A 19819-nucleotide genomic window follows, 5' to 3' on the forward strand; every position below is an offset into this window, starting at 1 on the left:
TCCCTTTTACTGTTGGAGAGACACTCATGAAGTTTGAAGGCATCTATACACCGGCCATCACCCCGCTGACCGCTGCCGGCCAGATCGACAACGCGGCGTTCGCCGACGTCCTTGAATACCTGATCGAATCCAAGGTCCACGGCATCATCATCGGTGGCTCCACCGGTGAATACTACGCGCACACCGCTCAGGAGCGCGTTGAGCTGGCCCGGCACGCCAGGGAAGTGATCGGCAATCGCCTGCCCCTGGTGATCGGTACCGGCGCCATCCGTACCGAAGACTCGGTGGAATATGCCAAGGCGGCGCGTGCGATCAAGGCCGATGCGATCCTCGTCGGCTCGCCGCCTTATGCGTTACCGACCGAGCAGGAAAACGCCATCCACGCGTTGACCGTCGACAAGGCCGCCGACCTGCCGATCATGCTTTATAACTACCCGGGCCGGATGAGCGTGAATATGGGTGACGAGTACTTCAAGGCCGTATCCACCTCAAAAAACGTCGTGGCCATCAAGGAAAGTTCAGGCGACATGGCCCAGGTGCATCGCCTGGCCACACAATACCCGAACATCGCCCTGTCCTGTGGCTGGGATGACCAGGCCCTGGAGTTCTTCGCCTGGGGCGCGCGCAGTTGGGTGTGCGCCGGTTCCAACTTTGTGCCGCGTGAGCACATCGCGCTGTATGAAGCCTGCGTGATCGAAAAAGACTTCGACAAAGGCCGCAGGATCATGGGCGCGTTCATGCCGTTGATGGACTTCCTCGAAGGCGGCAAATTCGTCCAGGCCATCAAGGCCGGTTGCGCTTTAAACGGCCTGCGTACCGGCAGCGTGCGTTCGCCGCTGCAACCGCTCTACGAACATGAAAAGCACGCGCTGGAGCAGGTCATTACCACCCTCAAGCGCGACGTTGCCCACATCGTTGGAGGTGCATGATGACCCAACTGCTCAGTGCCGTCGAATACGCCGCGATTGCAAAGGACATGAAATTCCCCACTACGTCTTTCATCAATGGCGCGTCCTACACCTCAGGTTCGGGCAAGACCTTTACCACCACCAACCCTGCCACCGGCGAAGTGCTGGCGCAAATCACCGCGTGCAACAGCGACGATGTGGATGTTGCCGTGGCCTCGGCCAAGCAGGCCTTCGACGATGGCCGCTGGCACACGCTCAGCCCTGGCACACGCAAGAAAGTGCTGCTGCGCTTTGCGGACCTGCTGGAGCAGCACGCCCACGAATTGTCCGTGCTCGAAAGCCTCGACAGTGGCAAGCCGGTGCGTGAATGCCAGCTGACTGACGTGCCGGAAACCATCCACATGATCCGCTGGCACGCCGAACTGATCGACAAGATCTACGACAACACCGCCCCGGTCGGCCACGATGCACTGACCCTGGTGGTGCGCGAAGCCATCGGCGTGGTCGGCCTGGTGCTGCCGTGGAATTTCCCGCTGCTGATGCTGGCCTGGAAAATTGCTCCCTCGCTCGCGGCCGGTTGTTCGATTGTGGTCAAGCCTGCCAAGGAGACCACGTTGACGGCGTTACGCGTCGCCGAGCTGGCGTCCCAGGCCGGCATTCCGGATGGCGTGTTCAACGTGGTCTCCGGTGGTGGTCGCGAAGTGGGCGAGCCGTTGGGTCGTCACATGGATGTCACCATGGTCAGCTTCACCGGTTCCACCGACACCGGCCGCCTGTTCTTGCAGTACGCGGCAGAATCGAACCTCAAGCGCATCGTGCTTGAACTCGGTGGTAAAAACCCGGCCGTGGTCATGAACGATGTGGCCGACCTGGATCTGGTGGCGGGGCATATCGTCAACGGTTCGTTCTGGAATATGGGGGAAAACTGCTCGGCGTCTTCGCGCCTGATCGTCCACGCCGATATCAAGGATGAACTGCTCAGGCGCATAGGCGTGCAACTGCAGGCCTGGAAGATGGGCAGCCCGCTTGATCCGGACAACCGATTGGGTTCGATGGTCAGCAAAGCGCACTTCGATAAAGTCAGTTCATACCTGGTACAGGCCGGCAACGAACAACTGCGCGTGGTCTTCGGAGGCAAGACCGAATACGACATTTACGTGCAACCGACCGTGGTCGATGGGGTAGGTGCCGACAGCCTGCTGTTCAGGGAAGAGATCTTCGGGCCGGTGCTGACCGTCACGACGTTCAATACCCTGGAAGAAGCCATCACCTTGGCCAACGACACGATCTACGGCCTGGCCGCATCGGTCTATACCGACAACCTGCGCAACGCGATCAAGCTCTCCCGCGAGATCCGCGCCGGCATTGTCACCGTCAACTGCTTTGGCGAAGGCGACGCCTCCACCCCATTCGGCGGCTACAAGCAGTCAGGGTTCGGTGGGCGTGACAAATCCATCTGGGCCCATGACCAATACACCGAGATCAAGACCATCTGGATCGACGTGTCCCAAGGCTGAGACACACAGGCAGCGCCTCGCTTCAACGCTCAACGCAGGGGCGGGGCGTCTGTGTCAGCGGAGCAGGGCGAGGGCAGCTCACCCGCCGCTGCACGCCCGGAGGCCTCAGTCGGAGCGCGCAGCCTCCATGCCGCGCCGGATCCGCATCAGGTCCTGATACGCCTCGGTGCGCTTTGCATCGGCTAGCTGTTTCGCTTCGGTAAAGCGCAGCCAGTCACCGGCGTCGGCCAGGCTGCTGCCTATGATGGCGTAGGCCTGTGTTTCCAGGCGGTCGGCCTCGTAGAACAGTTCGGTGTTTGTGGCCAGCTCTGCTTCCCAGCCGGTTTGTTTCGACGCTTCACGCCTATTCGCTGCCATGGCCTTCACCCCAAGGTCGTCATGTGCGAGCGAAGAGTGCAGGGGCCTGGTCGAGGCCGCCGGGTTCGTTGCTCGCGTAGGAGCGACACAAGCCGTTCTCGTGTCTGATAGGTCCTTCAATGTTGATGGATAAACGTGGGGGTTCGTTCAAATTAGTTCGGGGGCGGGCCGCACGCTCGGCTCGATCTATGTGATACCGGCAGCAGGTCTGGTGCTGGTACTGGGCGTCTACCGGTTTAGCTCCGAAGGCGGTGCACTGATCAATGTGATCGGCAACGGCGTGGCCACCCTGTTCATTGCCCGCTGGGATGGGGCGCTGGACCGTTAGCCACTCAAGCGGGAGTTGGGGTAGGTCGCAGAAAGCCTTGGTCAATCGGCCGGTTTGGCTGTGCCCAGCACGCGATTCAACTCGCCAGCGACAGCGATGAGTTGTTGTTCCAGTGCTTCAACTTCAGAGAGGCTAATGCCATTGTTGATAACTTGCAGGGTTTTAGCCCGCTTCTTTGGGGCGGGCGCCAGATTGTGTGCTTGTTGCGAAATCAACGCCTGACGCAACAGATTGTTGATCACGGTTTGATAGCCCGTACCGGCGCTTTCTGCGCGTTCACGGGCGGCATCGATAACCGCATCGTCAAGCATGATGGTGATGCGGGTCTTGCCCTTGTTGCTGGCGACAGCACCGCGTTTGCTGTGGGTGAAATCGTATTCGTCTTTCATTGTTCAAGCCTCCAGATAACGGCGCCGTTCATTTTTTGATGCGAGCCTGGCGCTGATAACGCGTACGAAATTCGGATCGCGGTAAGTGTATGTCACTACCAAAATTCGTCCCCTCGCGTCAGTGCCCATGGTCACCCAGCGCTCTTCATCGTGATCGTGGTCTTGTATCGTCAGGGCGATCTCATCGTTGAACACCGGCTCTGCCTCCGCCAGGCTTATGCCCTTGTGCTTCTGCTGATTGGCGATGTTTTTTGCCTCATCGTATTGAATCCTGAACGTCTTCATTATGCATACTTTATATGTATGAAAAAGCGGTTGAAGGAACCGTCAGTCAGGAAGATGGCCCGCCATAAATAGCGGTAGTGTGAATTTGCCATGTTCCGCTCGGTCAGTTGGGTCTCGATCTTGCTGAGGTTGCCAACATATTTCCGTGCGTAATGGTTAATCCGTTACGTAGAAGGATTCTGTTTTGATTGTCGGAAGAGGCGAGCTTGAACAGGTGAGTAATCGGACAGATCAACGTTCGCGGGGCCGGATCAATACTAAGTTTGTTCACATCAACCCTTATTCCCCGGCATGCTCATTTCACTGACCACGCCGGGGAAAAGATCAGGACAGCGACTTTTAACGCATATGCAAAATAATCGGACTGCTGCTGGCCGGGTCGGTATGCCCGCGCAGCTTGCCGACTGCCTTGGCGTCGATCGCCTCCCCGTGGTTGCCCCAGGTGCTGCGCACGTAGGTCAGTACCTGGGCGATTTCCGCATCGGACAGTTGCTCACGAAACGCCGGCATGCGGTAGGCGTCCGGTACGCCGGCGGCCACTACCCGCTGTGAGCCGTTGAGGGTGATGTTGATCGCCGAGGCGCTTTCCCTGGCCAATGCCGAGGTGGCGCCGGCCAGGGGTGGCATCCATTCGGGTTGGCCCTTGCCGTCAAGGCCATGGCAGGAGGCGCAGCGGGTCGCGTAGGTGTGGGCACCGGGGACGTCCTGGCGTGTATCGGCGGCTACGTACTGCCAGGGCGTGCCGTCACGCTGTGGGTCGCCGGGCAGTGACTTGAGGTAACGGGCGATGGCGGCCAGGTCGGCGTCTTCCATGAACTGCGTGGAGTTGTTGAACGCTTCGGTCATCGAGCCGTAGACCACCGCATGGGCGTTGCGCCCGGTCTTGAGGAATTGCACGATCTGCGCCTCGCTCCAGCGCCCCAGGCCGGTGTTGGGGTCCTGGCGCAGGCTCGGAGCGTACCAGCCGTCGAGCAGGGCGCCGGCGAGGAACGGCTTGCCGGACTCGTCCAGGGCTTTTTCGTTGAAGGCCAGGCCGCGCGGCGTGTGGCAGCTGCCGCAGTGGCCAGGGCCCTGGACGATGTAGGCGCCACGGTTCCATCGCGCGTCCTGGTTGGGTTTGGCCGCGTAAGTGGCGGTCGGCGCGAAGAGGCCGTTCCACAGGGCAATGGGCCAGCGCAGATTGAGCGGCCAGGGAATATCGCTGGGGATGTTGGGCTCGTTGGCCGGTTGTACGCCTTGCATGAAGAACGCATACATCGCGCGGATATCGTCGTCGCTGAGCTTGGCGTAAGACGGGTAGGGCATCGCCGGGTAGAGCCGGCGGCCGCCCGGTGCTACGCCGTGGCGCACTGCACGGTCGAAGTCGGCGAGGCTGTAGGTGCCGATGCCGTGGGTGCGGTCCGGGGTGATGTTGGTGGCGTGAATCGCCCCCAGCGGCGTGGCCATTTCCAGGCCCCCGGCGAAGGGCGCCTTGCCCGGCAGGCTGTGGCAGGCGACGCAGTCACTGAGGCGGGCGACATACTCGCCGCGACTGACCTGTGCGGGGTCGACGCTGGCGGCCTGTTCCTGCTCAAACGGTGACGCGGGCTGGCGGGTGACATACCAGGCCAGCAGGGCTGCCGCGACCAGGCAGGGCAGCGCCAGCCAGCCTGCGGTTCTTACGAATCGACGGTTGTTCATGGGCGTTCCCTGTGAGTCAGCTGAAGGTGTATCGGCTTAATGGCAGGCTGCGAATTCGCTGCCCCGTCAATTGCGCGACCGCATTGGCCACGGCCGGTGCCACGGCGGGCAGCGGCGGCTCACCGATACCGCCCATCTTCTCGCCACTCTCGACGATCTTCACGTGTACCTGCGCCATCCGTGAGGGCGGCAGGATCGGGTAAAGGTCGTAATTGCGTGCCCGTGGCTTACCGTCCACGTACACCGCTTCCTCCAGCAATGTCTGCGATAAGCCCAAGGCCACCGCGCCATTGACCTGGGCTTGCACAATCGCCGGGTTGACGATGCTGCCGGGGTCGATGGCTTCCCAGATGTGGTGCACCTTGACCTGGCCGTTTTCAAGCGACACTTCGGCGATCACCGCCGCGTGGGAGCCGAACGGCGAGGCCATGGCCACGCCGCGTGCGCGCCGGGTGCCGTCTTCGGCGGTGTAGGGGCCACGCTTCCAGCCACCGGACAACTCGCCCACGGCCTTGAGCAGGGTGGTCAGCCGTGGGTTGTCGCGCAGCAGGTGCAGGCGCAGCTCATAGGGATCGCGGCCGCCTTTGTCCGCCAGCTCATCAAGGAACGCTTCGTAGAAGAAGTCATTCAGCGAATTGCCCACCGAACGCCAGTAGCCGAGCATGGCCGGGCCCTTGACGTAGATCTGCGCGATGCGTTTGTTGGGGATGGCGTAGCTCTTGCCCGACAACCCTTCAAGGGCGGTGGGGTCGAGTTTTTCGCCCTGCTTGCCGGCGATGGCCTCGGTAGGGCCTTCGGTGGCGCTCACCGCTTCGATCGCCACCGGCAGGCCGTCGGCGTCCAGCGCGGCGCGGAACTTGACCACCGCCACCGGGCGCAACACGTCGCGCAGGAACTCTTCCTCACGGCTCCAGATCAGCTTGACCGGACGACCCACCGCCTTGGCCAATGCAATCGCCTGGGGGTAGGGGCTGGCCGAGTCATACAGGAAGTGCCGGCCGAAAAAACCGCCCAGCAGCGGCGAGTGCAGGGTCACCTGCGCGGGGTCGAGCCCGGCGCGCTTGGCGATGTCGGCGCGGAAAAGATCGGGTGCCTGGTTGGGCAGCCAGATCTCCAACGAACCGTCGGGGTTGAAGCGCGCCAGGGCTGACGGTGGCTCCAGTTGCCCATGGTTGAGGTATTGGTTGTGGTAGGTGGCCTCGACCTGGGTCTTGGCGTTTTTCAACGCGCCGGCCACATCGCCTTCGTTCTCGTCGTCACGGGCCGGGCCTTGCTGGGCCGCGAGGAAATCGCGAAAGCCGTCGCTGGAAAAATCAGCGGGCATGCCGCGCACTTTTGAGTCGGCCGTCGGTTCCTGCCAGTCGACCTGGATCGCCTCCACCGCACGCTTGGCGTGCCACCAGCGTTCGGCCACCACGGCCACCGCGCCGGGCAGCACGTGCACGGAGTGCACGCCTTTCATGGCTTCGACCTGGGATTGATTGCGCAGGCTGCCCACGGTCATGCCCAGGCGCGGCGCGTGCTGCACGGCGGCGTGGAGCATGCCGTCGACCTTGATGTCGATGCTGTACTGCGCCTTGCCGGTGGATTTGTCATAGGCATCCAGGCGCTTGACCGGTTTGCCGATCCAGCGGAACTGGCTCGGGTCGCGCAGGGTGATGCCGGCCGGGTCGGGCACCGGCATGTCCAGGGCGCGGCCGGCCAACTCGCCGTAGCCCAGGGAACGGCCGGAGGCGGCGTGCACCACGCGGCCGGGTTGGGTGGTCAGTTGGGCCACCGGCACACCAAGCTGCTCGGCGCCGGCCTGCAACAGCATGGCGCGGGCGAGGGCGCCCAGGCGGCGCATGACCGGGTAGCTCATGCGCACCGACATGCTGCCGCCGGTGATGCGCATGCCGTTCTCCATCACCACATAGGCCTCACCGGGTGGCGCGGCTTCGACGATAAAGGTGGCGGGGTCGGCATCCAGCTCTTCGCCGACGATCTGCGCCATGGCGGTGTGGGTACCTTGGCCGCCTTCCATAAAGGGGCTGAGCAGGCGCACCGTACCGTCCGGGCGAATCTCCAGGAACGCCGGTACCTGGGTGCCGCGTTCTGCGGCGGCAGCGGCCTGCACCCTGGCCGAACCCAGTGGCAGGCCAAAACCGATGACCAGTGCACCCACCGCCGTGCTGGCGAGGAAGCGTCGACGCGACAGGTTGATCGGCTCGCCCAGGGTGAGGCCGGGGATGACGGATGGCGTGTTCATCAGGCGCTCTCCTTCCCGGCGGCCAGGTCATGCATGGCGGCATGGATGGCGTTGTAGGTGCCGCAGCGGCACAGGTTGACCATGGCCGCGTCGATTTGCGCAGTGGTCGGCGCGGGGCTGTGCTTGAGCAGCGCGGTGGCTGCCACCACCTGCCCGGACTGGCAGTAACCGCATTGCGCCACCTGATGCTCGACCCAGGCACTGACCACCCGCTTGCCCACTTCATCAGCTTCGATGGCCTCGATGGTGGTGATCTCACGCCCGACCACCCCGGCCACCGGCGTGACGCACGAACGCACGACATTGCCGTCCACCAGCACCGAGCAGGCGCCGCATTGGGCCAGGCCACAGCCGTACTTGGTGCCGGTCAGCCCGAGGTCATCGCGGATCACCCACAGCAGCGGCGTGTCGGCGTCGGCGTCGACCTGATAGGTCTTTTGATTGATGCGTAATTCCATGGCTGGCTCACCTGCTGATCATCGGTCGGGATAGCGTGTTTCTTATAAGAAAGGCGATGGGCGCCCATTGTCGAACTCTAGATCAGGGCACAAGGGCCATCCATGAAAAAACCGAACATTCGGAGGATCAGGCAAGTATTCGAGAGGATTGAGTCAGTCAGGCAGGTGCTCGATCAACACAGGGGCCGGCAGCCGATTGGTTTGTGAGGGTTTATTGATCTGGGTCAGTACAACCCCCTATTGGCTCCAGATGACCGTCCGAGAGCGGTAGCGCCGTTTTCATGGGTGATATTATGGCGCCACTATCTTGGCGTGACAGGCGCCAGTCTGATCCATGGACATGAGGCTTTAGGGAAATGCTTAAGAACGCTCCGCTGCGTCTGAAACTGTTGTTGATTCTGCTGCTGCCCATGCTCGGGTTCCTGACCCTGGCCGGCGTGTTTGTGGTGGACAATTACAAAACGCTGCGCGACATGAACACCACGGTGATGGCCAGCGCCACCGCCCAGAAGTTGAGCCAGTTGATTACCACCTTGCAGCGTGAGCGTGGTGCCAGTGGCGTGTTCCTCGGCAGTGGCGGCAAGTCCATGGGCGAGCGGATGGTGCAGATGCGCAGGGATTCCAGCGCGGCCGTCGAGGTGGTGCGCGGTTTGTCCACCTCCGGCGGTGCGAACCTGGACAACGTCCTGCGGGCCCTGGACCAGTTGCCGGCGATGCGTGGGCAGGTCGACAAGCTGAGTATCAACAGCACCGAATCCGGCGCGCGGTATACCGAGATCATTCAAGTGCTGACCGGTTACACCCATTCCCTGGAAGCGAGCGTCAACAACGCGACCATCGTCTACGCCCTGGGGGCCCTGAATCAATTTATCGAAATGAAAGAGCGGGCCGGGCGCGAGCGCGTGGTGCTGGGCCTGGTCTTCAGCCAGGGGCATTTCGATGAGGCGCTGTTGTCGCGCTTCAGCCGCAACCTGGGCGAGTTCGGCGCCTATTACGATGCGTTCCGGCGCAAGGCGCCCGCGGCCTCGCTGGCGCAGTTCGATACGCAAATGCAACAACCTGCCGCCGTCGAAGTCGGCAAGTTGCAGCGCCTGGCGTTTGAGGTGCCGATGGGGCAGGCGCTGGGGATCAAACCCGAAGCCTGGTTTGAAACCTCTACCCAACGCATTGACCTGATGAGCCAAGTGGAGGAAGCCCTGGGCCAAAGTGTCAGCAGCCTGGCGATGCACGAGCGGGATGACGCCCGCCGCGCCCTGTGGCTGACCGTTGGCGCGGTGATCGTGTCCCTGCTGGCGGTGGCGGTGTTGTCCTGGCTGATCATCCGCATGATCGATTCGGCGGTGCGCGACCTCAACCGCGTGCTCAATGACCTGGCAGAGCGCGATCTCAGCGCGCGGGCGACTTATGAAAGCAAGGATGAATTCGGTCAGATCTCGCGCAACCTCAACCGCATGGCGCAAGAGATCAGTGGCGTGGTGCAGGAAATCGGCAACGCCACCGCGCAGGTTGCAACGGCGGCGGAGGAGTCTTCCACGGTGACGATGCAGACCAGCCAGAGCGTCGAGCAACAGCGTCAAAGCACCGAACTGGTGGCCACGGCGATCAACCAGATGAGCGCCACCGTGCGCGAGGTGGCGCACAGCACCAACGATGCGGCGCAGCTGTCGCAGCGGGTCAATACCAGCACCACCCAAGGACGCACCGAGATCGAAGGCACCATCACCCTGATCCGCCAGCTCTCGGGGCAGGCCGAGGACACCGCGCTGATCATTGGTGAACTCAAGCAGGAAAGCGATGGGATTTCCTCCGTGCTCGACGTCATTCGCGGCATTGCCGAGCAAACCAACCTGCTGGCCTTGAACGCGGCCATCGAAGCGGCGCGGGCGGGGGATCATGGGCGCGGATTTGCCGTGGTGGCGTCCGAGGTGCGGGTACTTGCGCAGAAGACCCAGGAGTCCACCGGGAACATTCAGCAGATGATCAGCAACCTGCAAAGTGGTTCGGATCGGGCGAGCTCGTCCATGCAGGAGACTCTGGGCAAGGCCCAGGACGGCGCGCGCAAGGTCGAACGTGCGGGTGAATTGTTGTTGGAGATCGCCGAAGGCGTGGCCAGTATCAGTGATCGCAACCTGCAGATTGCTTCGGCGGCCGAAGAGCAGAGTGCGGTTTCAGAAGACATCAACCGTAACGTCAACGAGATCAACGACCTGGTCATCCAGGTCAGTGCCGGCGCCGAGCAAACCGCAATCACCAGCCAGGAACTGGCGCGCCTGGCCGAGCACCAGCAGCGGCTGGTCAATCGGTTCAAGGTGGCATGAGGCGAGGGCGGCCTGCTCCGATGGCGGTGGGTCAGTCGACCTCTACAGTGACTGACACTCCGCTATCGGGAGCAAGCCCCCTGCCACAGTTGTTTGGTGGCGATGGATGGATGGCAGCAAGGCCTTGATGTCGTCCAAGCCTGCTCCTGCAGTCAGTCCGCCCAGCCGTCACGCACCGCACTGCGAATCCCCTCCAGCAACATCGCGAACGCCGGGTTGTCATTGTTCTCGCGCCAGATCAGGTGCAGTTCACTTTGCGCGCCTTCGCCCAGGTCGATATCGCGAAACACCACGTTCTTGAACACCACGCTGCTGGCGCAACGCGGTACCAGCGCCAAGCCCATGCCGGCGTTGACCAGGGCCAGGATGGTCAGGGACGAGCCCAGCCACTGCACATATTCGGGGGCGACACGGGCCGAGCGCAGCAGGCCGGTAAGCAGTTCGTTGAACGGCGGGTAGGCCGCATGGGCGTACATCAGGAAGGGCTGGGCGTCGAGGTCGTGGACGCTGACGCTGTCGGCACTGGCCAGTCGATGGCTGCTCGGCACCGCCAGCACGAAGGGCTCGCGCACCAGGCATTCGGTGGCATAACCGGGTTCCAGCAGGGGCGCGCGGACGATGCCCAGGTCGATGCGCCGCGCACGCAGGGCTTCGTATTGCTGGTAGGTGTTCATCTCCGAGAGGTCGATCCTGACCTGGGGCTGCTTGAGCCTTGCCTCGGCAATCACCCTGGGCAAAAACTCATACACCGCGCTGCCGACGAAGCTGATATTCACCGTGCCGATATCGCCCTCGGCAAACCGCCGGGCGGTCACGGCTGCCTGCTGAGCGCGCTCCAGCAGGTTCTGCGCCTCGATGAAAAATGCGCGCCCGGCGGCGGTGAGGGCGACGCTGCGGGTGGTGCGGGTAAACAGCTCTACGCCCAGATGATGTTCGAGCAATTGGATCTGCCGGCTGAGGGGCGGCTGGGTCATGTTCAGGCGTTCGGCGGCGCGGCGAAAATTCAGCTCGGTGGCCACGGTGGTGAAGCAGCGCAGTTGTGTCAGTTCGAACATTGATCTAATCCAGGTATCAATCGAATGCCAAGTTAGATTAGACGGGAACAATCCCCGGCGTCCATCATCGGTGCGTCCCTAAAAAAACAATGAGTGGGAGTTGCCCTTGGATACCGTCCAGAATCCGCCCGACCCGAGCGTGCTCGCCCGCGCAGCCGCCAAGGTCAAGCGCCATGTGCTGCCGTTGTTCGTGGTGATGTTCATCGTCAATTACATCGACCGGGTCAATATCGGCTTTGTGCGCAGCCATATGGAGACCGACCTGGGCATTGGCGCCGCCGCCTATGGCCTGGGTGCCGGGTTGTTTTTCATCGGTTACGCGATCTTCGAAGTGCCGTCCAACCTGCTGCTGCAGCGCTACGGCGCACGGGCCTGGTTGACGCGCATCATGTTCACCTGGGGCGCGGCCGCGATGGCCATGGCCTTTGTCAAAGGCGAAACCAGTTTCTATATCCTGCGCTTCGTGCTCGGCGCGGCCGAAGCCGGTTTTTTCCCCGGCATCATCTACTACTTCACCCAATGGCTGCCGGCCGCCGAGCGCGGCAAGGCGATGGCGATTTTCCTCAGCGGTTCGGCCATCGCCTCGGTGATTTCCGGGCCGGTGTCGGGGGCGTTGCTCAACGTCAGCGGCTTGAGCCTGCATGGCTGGCAGTGGATGTTCCTGATCGAGGGCTTTGCCTCCATCCTGTTGTGCGGGTTTGTGTGGTTCTGGTTGCAGTCTCATCCCCATCAGGCCAAGTGGCTCAGCGCCGAAGAAAAGCACGCACTGGTGACGGCCATCGCGCTTGAGCAAACGGCCCGCGAAGCCACCCGGAGCGTGCGGCCGTCGATTTTCAAGCTGCTGGCCGACAAACAGATCGCGCTGTTCTGCTTTATCTACTTTTCCATCGCCCTGACCATCTACGGCGCCACGTTCTGGCTGCCGAGCATGATCAAGAAAATGGGCAACCTGGGCGACTTCCAGGTGGGGTTGTTCAACTCGATCCCGTGGTTGATTTCCATCGTCGCCATGTATGGGTTCGCTGCCCTGGCGAGCAAGTGGAAACACCAGCAGGCGTGGGTGGCGCTGATGCTGGTGATCGCCGCCGTCGGCATGTTCATGTCCACCACCGGCGGGCCGGTGTTTGCGTTTGTGGCCATCTGTTTTGCCGCGATTGGCTTCAAGGCCGCCTCGGCGCTGTTCTGGCCGATCCCCCAGGGTTACCTGGATGCGCGCATCGCCGCGGCGGTGATCGCCTTGATCAATTCGGTCGGCAACCTCGGCGGTTTTGTTGCACCCACCACCTTCGGCCTGCTGGAGCAGACCACCGGTTCGATTGAAGGCGGACTGTATGGCCTGGCCGCGACCTCGCTGGTGGCCGCGGTGGTGGTGTTTTTTGCGCGCACCGCACCACGGCCCGGTGTGCCGCCCACCTCCAAACCGACTCATCATCACGCCTTGCGTCCAGGCCCACAGGGAGCCGCCTCTTGAAAATCGTCCGCGTCACCGTCACCCCCATCGCGTTCCGCGACCCGCCGCTGCTCAACGCCAGCGGTATCCACGAAGCCTTCGCGCTGCGCTCGATCATCGAAATCGAGAGCGACACCGGCTACATCGGCCTTGGCGAGAGCTACGGCGATGCCCCGGCGCTGGCGATCCAGCAACAGGTCAAGGACCAACTGATCGGCCTCGATCCGTTCAACCTCAACCAACTGCGCGCCATCGTGCAGGCCACCGTGGCGGCGCACAAACCCGCGAGCATTGCCGGCGCCGAACTGGCCCCCGGTTCCCATGCGAGCAAGGCAGTGAGCAATGCCTATTCGGCGTTTGAGGTGGCGTTTCTCGACCTGCAGGCGCACTCATTGAATGTGCCGCTGGTGGACCTGCTGGGCGGCGCGATCCGCGACCGGATCCCGTTCAGCGCCTACCTGTTCTTCAAGTATGCCGAGCACATCGACTCGCCCTATAAACCCGACAGTTGGGGCGAAGCCCTCAACGAAGTACAGATCGTCGCCCAGGCGCGGCGGATGATCGACACCTATGGCTTCAAAAGCATCAAGCTCAAGGCCGGTGCGCTGGACCCTGAGCATGAAGTGGCGTGCATCAAGGCCTTGAAAAAGGCCTTCCCCGGTGTGCCGCTGCGCATCGATCCGAATGGCAATTGGTCCCTGGAAACCTCGATCCGCATGGCCGAACTGCTCGGCGATGACCTGCAGTATTACGAAGACCCGACCCCCGGCCTGGAAGGCATGGCCGAGTTGCACAAACGCACCGGCTTGCCCCTGGCGACCAACATGGTGGTCACCGATTTCGATGAGTTCCGCCGCAGCGTGGCCCTGGACAGCGTGCAGATCGTGCTCGCCGACCATCATTACTGGGGCGGCCTGCGCGACACCCAGGTATTGGCGAAGATGTGCCAGACCTTTGGCCTGGGCGTGTCGATGCACTCCAACTCACACCTGGGCATCAGCCTGATGGCCATGGCCCACGTGGCCGCGTCGGTGCCCAACCTCGACTACGCCTGTGACACCCACTACCCCTGGCAAGAACCGGACGAAGAAGTGATCAAGGGCGGCAAACTGCCGATTGTCGACGGCTGCGTGAAGATCACCCGCGCACCGGGGCTGGGCCTGGAACTGGACCCTGACCAACTGGGCAAGCTGCATAACCAATACCTCAGCTGCGGCATTCGCCAGCGCGACGACGTGAAGCAGATGCAGCGCTATCAACCGGATTGGAAGACCGTCAAACCGCGTTTCTGAAGCTGGTCGCTTCGTTTTGCCCGGTGGAGCCTTTAGCGGCCGCCGGGGTTTTTTTAGCTGAAATCTTCTTCGAAGTGCTCCTGTTCACCCCGTGTATCACTCTGGCGTCGCACCACCTCCATCTGCCGCAACTCCACCCGGCGGATTTTGCCGGAAATGGTCTTGGGCAATTCGCTGACAAACTCGATCCGCCGCACCCGCTTGTAGGGCGCCAGGTGCTCGCGGGCGAACTCAAGGATGTGGCGTGCCAGCTCGGCGCTGCCCGGGGCGTCGTGGGCCAGGATCAGGAACGCCTTGGGCACCGCCAGGCGCAACGGATCGGGGCTGGGCACCACGGCCACTTCCATCACCGCCGGGTGTTCGATCAGTGCGCTTTCCAGCTCGAAGGGGCTGATCCGGTAGTCGGAGGCCTTGAACACGTCGTCGGCGCGCCCCACGAAGGTGATGTAGCCGTCGGCGTCGATCTGCGCGGTGTCGCCGGTGCGGTAGTAACCGTCGCGCATCACCTCGGCGGTTTTCTCCGGGCTGTCTTCGTAGCCGAGCATCAGGCCCAGTGGGCGTATATCCAGGGGCAGGGCGACTTCACCCTCGGTGCCCGGCACGCCGTCGGCGTCCAGCAGGGCCACCTGATAGCCCGGCAACGGGCGGCCCATGGAGCCTGGCTTGAGCAACTGGCCCGGGGTGTTGCCGACCAGGGCGGTGGTTTCCGATTGGCCGAAGCCGTCGCGCAGCGGCAGGCCCCAGGCCTGTTGGATCTGCTCGATGATCTCCGGGTTCAGCGGTTCACCGGCGCCCACCAGTTCGCGCAGGTTCAGGCGTGTTTTGTAGCTGGCCAGGTCTTCCTGGATCAGCATGCGCCACACCGTGGGCGGGGCGCACAGGCTGGTCACCCGGTACTGCTCCAGCGCGCCGAGCAATGCCTGGGCACTGAACCGCGCGACGTTATGGATAAAAATGCAGGCGCCGGCATTCCACGGCGCGAACAGGCAGCTCCAGGCATGCTTGGCCCAGCCCGGCGAGGAGATGTTCAGGTGCAGGTCGCCGGGTTGCAGGCCGATCCAGTACATGGTCGACAGATGGCCGACCGGATAGCTCTGGTGGCTGTGCAGCACCATCTTCGGTTTTGAGGTGGTGCCGGAGGTGAAATACAGCAGCATCGGGTCCGTGGCCAAGGTACGGCCCTCGACCTCGAACCGCTCGGGGTATTCGAAGGCGGCGCTGTGCGCGACCCAGCCAGTCGGCGCCGCTCCCACGCAGACGCGGCTGCAACCTTCGCCCAGGCCCTCGAACTTGCCGACATGCGCCGCGCCGACCACCAGGTGGCGGACCTGGCCTCGCTCGATGCGGTCGTGCAGGTCGACGGGGTTGAGCAGGGCGGTGGCGGGGATCACCACCGCGCCGAGCTTGAAGGCCGCCAGCATGGTTTCCCACAGCGCCACATCGTTGCCGAGCATCAGCAGCACGCGCTCGCCACGCTTCACGCCGAGGGCGCGCAGGTGGTTGGCCACCTGGTTGGAACGCGCGGCCAGTTGCTGGAAGCTGTAGCGCTGCTCGCTGCCGTCCTCTTCGACGATCCACAGCGCGTCGGCGGCATTGCCCTCGGCGATGGCATCGAAGTAGTCCAGGGCCCAATTGAATTCGCTCAGCTGTGGCCAACGAAAATCCCGGGCGGCGGTGGCGTAGTCGGTGCGGTGCGCGAGCAGGAAATCCCGGGCAGCCAGGAAGGACTGGGTCATGGTCGGTGTCCTTAATTATTGTTGTGGGGACTGGCCCTTCGGGTGCACCGAGAGGCTGGACCGAGTATAGGCACGCATAAATAAGAGCAAAACGCTCAAAAACACCGGAGCGTTGTGCAAAAAAGTCATGGGCGATAAGGGCTGGCGAGGAGTGATTGACGGGTGATACGTAAAAGTCCAGTATGGAATTATAAGTACAAAATACCCGCTCCAGCTTTTTCTTCACGCTTGCCAAAACCAATAACAACTCGCGAGACACGACCATGAAGAAACTCTCCCTCATCACCGCCCTGGCCTTGGGCCTGATCGCCTCCAGCCAGCTGCTGGCCGCCGAGAAAACCCTGCGTATCGGCATCGAAGCGGCTTACCCGCCGTTTGCGTCCAAGACCGAAGAGGGCAAGATCGTCGGCTTCGACTACGACATCGGCAATGCGCTGTGCGCGCAGATGAAGGTCAAGTGTGTGTGGGTCGAAGGTGAATTCGACGGCCTGATTCCTTCCCTCAAGGTGAAGAAAATCGACATGGCGTTGTCGTCCATGACCATCAATGACGATCGCAAGAAGTCGGTGGATTTCTCCCACAAGTACTACTTCACCTCGTCGCGCCTGGTGATGAAGGACGGTGCCGTGGTGGACGACCAGTACGCCAGCCTCAAGGGCAAGACCGTGGGTGTGCAGCGCGCCACCACCACCGACCGTTACGCCACCGAGGTGTTCGAACCCAAGGGCATCAACGTCAAGCGCTACAGCAATAACGAAGAGATCTACATGGACCTGGCGGCAGGCCGGCTGGATGCGATCTTTGCCGACACCATTCCCTTGAATGACTTTTTGCAGATGCCTCGGGGCAAGGGCTATGGGTTTGTCGGCCCGGAACTCAAGGACCCGAAATACGTGGGCGAGGGCGCCGGGATCGCGGTGCGCAAGGGTAATACCGCGCTGGTCAGCGAACTGAACAGCGCCATCGACGGCATTCGCGCCAGTGGGGAATACCAGAAGATTTCACAGCAGTACTTCAAGGCCGATATCTACGGCGATTGAGCGTCCTGCGCGGGCAAAATGTGGTGGGAGAGGGCAAGCCCCCTCCCACATTTGATCAGCCCTTGAGTTCCTTCAAGTGCTTGTAGACCGTGGCCCGCCCCATGCCCAGCACATTGGCCACATAGTTCGAGGCGCTCTTGCCCTTGAACGCGCCTTCGGCATGCAGCGCCAGTACCAACTCGCGCTTGTGGTCACGGGTGAGCAGGTTCAGGCTCAGTTGGCGCTCGCGCATCCAGGCATGCAGGAACGTGTTGATGCGCTCCTGCCAGTCATCGCGAAACAGCGAGTCCGGTTGCGGGATCAGCTTGCTCGGCGACAGGAACAGGTCCAGCGCGGCCTTGGCGTTTTCGAACAGTGAGATATTCAGGTTGATGCACAGCACTGCCAGCCGGCGACCTGTGTGGTCATGCAGCACGGTGCTCAGGCTGCGGATTTTCTGGCCATCCCAATTGAGCTTTTCGTAGGGGCCGATATTCACGTCGCTGACGTCGGCGCTGAGCATGTCCTCCAGCGCCGAGTCGTCGCCAATGCCCCGTTTGGACAGGTTATTGGCGATGTAATCGACTTTTTGCGTGCGCAGGTCATGCAGCACCACTTCGGCGTGGGGGAAGAACAGCGTGGCGATTGCATCGGCAATCGCACGGAAATTCTGCAGGACTTTTTCGTGTTCGGCGCTGTTCATCAATGGGGCTCCAGGCGGGCGAGGGAGAGCATACCAGCGTCGAGGGCGAACCGTGTCAGTGCCTCCGGCAACGCTTCACCGCGCACCAGCGCTGCACTGGCCTGGCCCATGGCGGGCGATGTCTGGATCCCATAACCGCCTTGCGCCGCCACCCAGAACAGGCCGGGTACCAGCGGGTCGAAGCCGCTGAGCAAATCACCATCGTGCACAAAGCTGCGCAGGCCGGCCCAGGTGCGCGTCGGGCGGCGGATGCTCAGGGTGGTGGCTTCTTCGATCTGGTAGATGCCCATGGCGATGTCCAGCTCTTCGGGCTGTACATCCTGGGGCTCCACCGGGTCGGCATTCGCCGGCGAGCCGAGGAACATGCCGGCGTCGGGCTTCATGTAGAAGGCTTCGTCGAGGGCCACCAGCATCGGCCAGGCATGGCTGTCCACGCCTTCGGGGCCGGCGAAGATAAATGCCGAGCGCCGCTTGGGTTGCAGGCCGATGGACGCGGCGCCCGCCAGCCCGCCGATATGATCGGCCCAGGCGCCGGCGGCGTTGATGATGATCGGCGCGGTGTAGGTCCCGTCCTGGGTGCTTACGTGCCAGAGGCCCGCGCTGTCACGGCTCAAGCCCAGCACGTGGCTGTCGGTGCGCACTTCGCCCTGATTGCGTCGGATACCGCGCAGATAGCCCTGGTGCAGGGCGTCGGTGTCGATGTCGCTGGCGGTCGGGTCATACAGCGCGCCATGGACTTTTTCCCGGCGCAGGATCGGCAGGCGCGCGCAGGCTTCATCCGCCGTGAGCCGTTCGACCTGGGGCACCGTGGCCTTGGCGCTCAGGTACTGGGCCTGCAATTCGGCAGCGTCGCCGTTGAAGTCCACGGTCATTTCGCCGCGCGGCGTCAGCAGCGGGTGCTCGCAGAAACCCGGCGGCGGGTTATCGAAAAACGCGCGGCTGGCCTGGGTCAACGCCCGCACCTGCGGGGTGCCATACGCCGCCGTGTAGAGCGCCGCCGAGCGTCCGGTGGAGTGATAGGCCGGGTGGGATTCACGCTCCAGCACCAGCACCTTGGCATGCTGCGACAACCAGAAACCCGTGGACGCGCCGGCAATGCCGCCGCCGATGATGATGAAGTCGGCGTGGCTCATAACAGTCTCCATAGGGCATTGGCCAGGGCGATGTCTTCCAGGCCCAGGCCGATGGAACGGAAAAATACGTGGCGGTCATAGGGCGGGCGCTGTACCTGCTCACTGAGCAGTTCGGGCAGGTCGCCGACGATGGCGTTTTTGTCCCAGCCGTGCTGTTCAGCGGCGATCAGCATCTCGCCGGCCGAGCCGGGGGTGGTCTGGCGATAGTCGCAGAACACCTGCATGGCGTTGAGGCTCTGGGGCGGCACTTCATGGGCACGCGGGGCGTTGGTGCTGATCGAGGTGATCAGCGCCGGCTTGCTCAAGCGCGACGGGTCGATCACCGGGCCGGCCGATGAGGTGCACAGCAGGATCACATCGGCGTCGGCCACCGCCGCATCGCAGCTGTCGGCGACGCTCAAGCGTGGATCCAGGCGTTTGATGGCGTCGGTATTGGCAGTGGCCAGGCTGGGCGAAAACACACTGATGCTCTGCCAGTCCCGCAGGTTTTTCACGTAGTGCAGATGCGCCTGGGCCACCTTGCCGTTGCCGATGATCGCCAGGCGCCGTGCTGCCTGCGGGGCCAACGCCTCCACCGCCAGCGCAGTGGTCGCGGCGGTGCGCGCGGTGGTCAACTCGGCGGCATCGCACAGCAACAGGGGCTCGCCGGTTTGCATCGACATCAACAGCGTCCAGGCCGTTACCAGCGGCCCTTGCTCGCGCACGATATACGGCGAGGTCTTGACCCCGTACACCCCCTCTGCAGCCAGCACGCCCAGGTAATTGATGAAGTCGCCCGCGCCGTGGGGGAACGCCACTAACTGCTGCGCCGGTTGCACCGCATGCCCGGCGGCCAGGGCGCGGAACAGCGTGAGCAGGATCTGCGGTACATCGACTTGGGCGAGCAATTCGCGGGCCTGGGCTTGGTTGATGACAAAAGGGGGGCTGGACATGGAGAGCTTCC

17 protein-coding genes and 1 pseudogene are annotated in these 19819 nt (G+C 62.8%); 7 read left to right on the top strand and 11 right to left on the bottom strand.

Annotated elements, in window-relative coordinates; all coding sequences use genetic code 11:
* The first annotated feature begins 26 nt into the window (after positions 1-26).
* Together C8K58_RS25715 and C8K58_RS25720 are read left to right on the top strand one after the other, a co-directional pair.
* A complete protein-coding gene (locus tag C8K58_RS25715; protein WP_098479837.1) occupies positions 27-929 on the top strand; it encodes a dihydrodipicolinate synthase family protein in 903 nt (300 codons plus the stop codon).
* The gene (locus tag C8K58_RS25720) at positions 929-2425 is read left to right on the top strand and encodes an aldehyde dehydrogenase (protein ID WP_098479836.1); all 1497 of its coding nucleotides are present in this window, start codon (positions 929-931) and stop codon (positions 2423-2425) included. The genes C8K58_RS25715 and C8K58_RS25720 overlap by 1 nt, the downstream gene beginning before the upstream one ends.
* A 105-nt stretch (positions 2426-2530) precedes the next feature.
* Here the strand turns inward: C8K58_RS25720 and C8K58_RS25725 are convergent, their stop codons facing one another.
* Entirely contained in the window at positions 2531-2782 is a 252-nt protein-coding gene (locus tag C8K58_RS25725) for a hypothetical protein (RefSeq protein ID WP_108574611.1), read from the bottom strand.
* 169 nt (positions 2783-2951) lie between these two features.
* On the opposite strand from C8K58_RS25725, the pseudogene C8K58_RS25730 reads away from it, so the two are divergent.
* Positions 2952-3110, top strand: a pseudogene (locus tag C8K58_RS25730) (C4-dicarboxylate transporter DctA); the annotation flags it as partial.
* Between the two features lie 41 nt (positions 3111-3151).
* Here the strand turns inward: C8K58_RS25730 and C8K58_RS25735 are convergent.
* The 5 genes from C8K58_RS25735 to C8K58_RS25755 all read right to left on the bottom strand — a co-directional run bounded on the left by C8K58_RS25735 (position 3152) and on the right by C8K58_RS25755 (position 8170).
* Complete coding sequence (locus C8K58_RS25735; RefSeq protein ID WP_027603523.1) at positions 3152-3499, bottom strand: BrnA antitoxin family protein; 348 nt, start codon at positions 3497-3499, stop codon at positions 3152-3154.
* Positions 3500-3502: 3 nt separating this feature from the next.
* On the bottom strand, positions 3503-3784 hold the full coding sequence (locus tag C8K58_RS25740) for a BrnT family toxin (protein ID WP_027603524.1): 282 nt from the start codon (positions 3782-3784) through the stop codon (positions 3503-3505).
* Positions 3785-4123: 339 nt separating this feature from the next.
* Complete coding sequence (locus C8K58_RS25745) at positions 4124-5464, bottom strand: cytochrome c (protein WP_108574580.1); 1341 nt, start codon at positions 5462-5464, stop codon at positions 4124-4126.
* A 16-nt stretch (positions 5465-5480) separates the two neighbouring features.
* Complete coding sequence (locus C8K58_RS25750; protein WP_108574581.1) at positions 5481-7712, bottom strand: molybdopterin cofactor-binding domain-containing protein; 2232 nt, start codon at positions 7710-7712, stop codon at positions 5481-5483.
* Complete coding sequence (locus tag C8K58_RS25755; protein ID WP_027603527.1) at positions 7712-8170, bottom strand: (2Fe-2S)-binding protein; 459 nt, start codon at positions 8168-8170, stop codon at positions 7712-7714. The genes C8K58_RS25750 and C8K58_RS25755 overlap by 1 nt, the downstream gene beginning before the upstream one ends.
* 488 nt (positions 8171-8658) lie before the next feature.
* On the opposite strand from C8K58_RS25755, the gene C8K58_RS25760 reads away from it, so the two are divergent.
* Complete coding sequence (locus tag C8K58_RS25760; RefSeq protein ID WP_371921658.1) at positions 8659-10488, top strand: methyl-accepting chemotaxis protein; 1830 nt, start codon at positions 8659-8661, stop codon at positions 10486-10488.
* A gap of 152 nt (positions 10489-10640) precedes the next feature.
* Here the strand turns inward: C8K58_RS25760 and C8K58_RS25765 are convergent, their stop codons facing one another.
* Positions 10641-11543, bottom strand: a complete 903-nt coding sequence (locus tag C8K58_RS25765) for a LysR family transcriptional regulator (protein ID WP_027603529.1) — start codon at positions 11541-11543, stop codon at positions 10641-10643.
* 106 nt (positions 11544-11649) lie between these two features.
* Here C8K58_RS25765 and C8K58_RS25770 point away from each other — a divergent pair, with 106 nt between their 5' ends.
* Together C8K58_RS25770 and C8K58_RS25775 are read left to right on the top strand one after the other, a co-directional pair.
* Positions 11650-13014, top strand: coding sequence for an MFS transporter (locus C8K58_RS25770; protein WP_108574612.1), 1365 nt, complete (start codon positions 11650-11652; stop codon positions 13012-13014).
* Positions 13011-14285 (top strand): glucarate dehydratase family protein, encoded by a 1275-nt coding sequence (locus C8K58_RS25775; RefSeq protein ID WP_108574582.1) that lies wholly within the window; start codon positions 13011-13013, stop codon positions 14283-14285. The genes C8K58_RS25770 and C8K58_RS25775 overlap by 4 nt, the downstream gene beginning before the upstream one ends.
* A 53-nt stretch (positions 14286-14338) precedes the next feature.
* Here the strand turns inward: C8K58_RS25775 and C8K58_RS25780 are convergent, their stop codons facing one another.
* A complete protein-coding gene (locus tag C8K58_RS25780; RefSeq protein WP_092359158.1) occupies positions 14339-16021 on the bottom strand; it encodes an AMP-binding protein in 1683 nt (560 codons plus the stop codon).
* Positions 16022-16284: 263 nt separating this feature from the next.
* On the opposite strand from C8K58_RS25780, the gene C8K58_RS25785 reads away from it, so the two are divergent.
* A complete protein-coding gene (locus C8K58_RS25785) occupies positions 16285-17061 on the top strand; it encodes an ABC transporter substrate-binding protein (RefSeq protein WP_027603533.1) in 777 nt (258 codons plus the stop codon).
* A 55-nt stretch (positions 17062-17116) separates the two neighbouring features.
* Here the strand turns inward: C8K58_RS25785 and C8K58_RS25790 are convergent, their stop codons facing one another.
* The 3 genes from C8K58_RS25790 to C8K58_RS25800 are packed head-to-tail and all read right to left on the bottom strand — an operon-like array spanning position 17117 to position 19808.
* Positions 17117-17743: a transcriptional regulator gene (locus tag C8K58_RS25790; RefSeq protein WP_027603534.1), complete on the bottom strand. Its 627-nt coding sequence runs from the start codon at positions 17741-17743 to the stop codon at positions 17117-17119.
* A complete protein-coding gene (locus C8K58_RS25795) occupies positions 17743-18876 on the bottom strand; it encodes an FAD-binding oxidoreductase (RefSeq protein ID WP_108574583.1) in 1134 nt (377 codons plus the stop codon). The genes C8K58_RS25790 and C8K58_RS25795 overlap by 1 nt, the downstream gene beginning before the upstream one ends.
* Entirely contained in the window at positions 18873-19808 is a 936-nt protein-coding gene (locus tag C8K58_RS25800) for an ornithine cyclodeaminase family protein (protein WP_092359150.1), read from the bottom strand. Before C8K58_RS25800 ends, C8K58_RS25795 begins: the two co-directional genes overlap by 4 nt.
* Positions 19809-19819 lie beyond the last annotated feature (11 nt).

Origin of the sequence: Pseudomonas sp. GV047 (assembly GCF_003058245.1) — a bacterium.
Classification (GTDB): Bacteria; Pseudomonadota; Gammaproteobacteria; order Pseudomonadales; family Pseudomonadaceae; genus Aquipseudomonas; species Aquipseudomonas marginalis.

Coding starts and splice junctions, on each gene's coding strand:
- C8K58_RS25760 (WP_371921658.1), top strand. CDS start 8,659: ATGGCCAGCGCCACCGCCCAGAAGTTGAGCCAGTTGATTACCACCTTG.
- C8K58_RS25785 (WP_027603533.1), top strand. CDS start 16,285: ATGAAGAAACTCTCCCTCATCACCGCCCTGGCCTTGGGCCTGATCGCC.
- C8K58_RS25740 (WP_027603524.1), bottom strand. CDS start 3,784: ATGAAGACGTTCAGGATTCAATACGATGAGGCAAAAAACATCGCCAAT.
- C8K58_RS25800 (WP_092359150.1), bottom strand. CDS start 19,808: ATGTCCAGCCCCCCTTTTGTCATCAACCAAGCCCAGGCCCGCGAATTG.
- C8K58_RS25765 (WP_027603529.1), bottom strand. CDS start 11,543: ATGTTCGAACTGACACAACTGCGCTGCTTCACCACCGTGGCCACCGAG.
- C8K58_RS25715 (WP_098479837.1), top strand. CDS start 27: ATGAAGTTTGAAGGCATCTATACACCGGCCATCACCCCGCTGACCGCT.
- C8K58_RS25720 (WP_098479836.1), top strand. CDS start 929: ATGACCCAACTGCTCAGTGCCGTCGAATACGCCGCGATTGCAAAGGAC.
- C8K58_RS25745 (WP_108574580.1), bottom strand. CDS start 5,464: ATGAACAACCGTCGATTCGTAAGAACCGCAGGCTGGCTGGCGCTGCCC.
- C8K58_RS25795 (WP_108574583.1), bottom strand. CDS start 18,876: ATGAGCCACGCCGACTTCATCATCATCGGCGGCGGCATTGCCGGCGCG.
- C8K58_RS25750 (WP_108574581.1), bottom strand. CDS start 7,712: ATGAACACGCCATCCGTCATCCCCGGCCTCACCCTGGGCGAGCCGATC.
- C8K58_RS25790 (WP_027603534.1), bottom strand. CDS start 17,743: ATGAACAGCGCCGAACACGAAAAAGTCCTGCAGAATTTCCGTGCGATT.
- C8K58_RS25780 (WP_092359158.1), bottom strand. CDS start 16,021: ATGACCCAGTCCTTCCTGGCTGCCCGGGATTTCCTGCTCGCGCACCGC.
- C8K58_RS25735 (WP_027603523.1), bottom strand. CDS start 3,499: ATGAAAGACGAATACGATTTCACCCACAGCAAACGCGGTGCTGTCGCC.
- C8K58_RS25755 (WP_027603527.1), bottom strand. CDS start 8,170: ATGGAATTACGCATCAATCAAAAGACCTATCAGGTCGACGCCGACGCC.
- C8K58_RS25725 (WP_108574611.1), bottom strand. CDS start 2,782: ATGGCAGCGAATAGGCGTGAAGCGTCGAAACAAACCGGCTGGGAAGCA.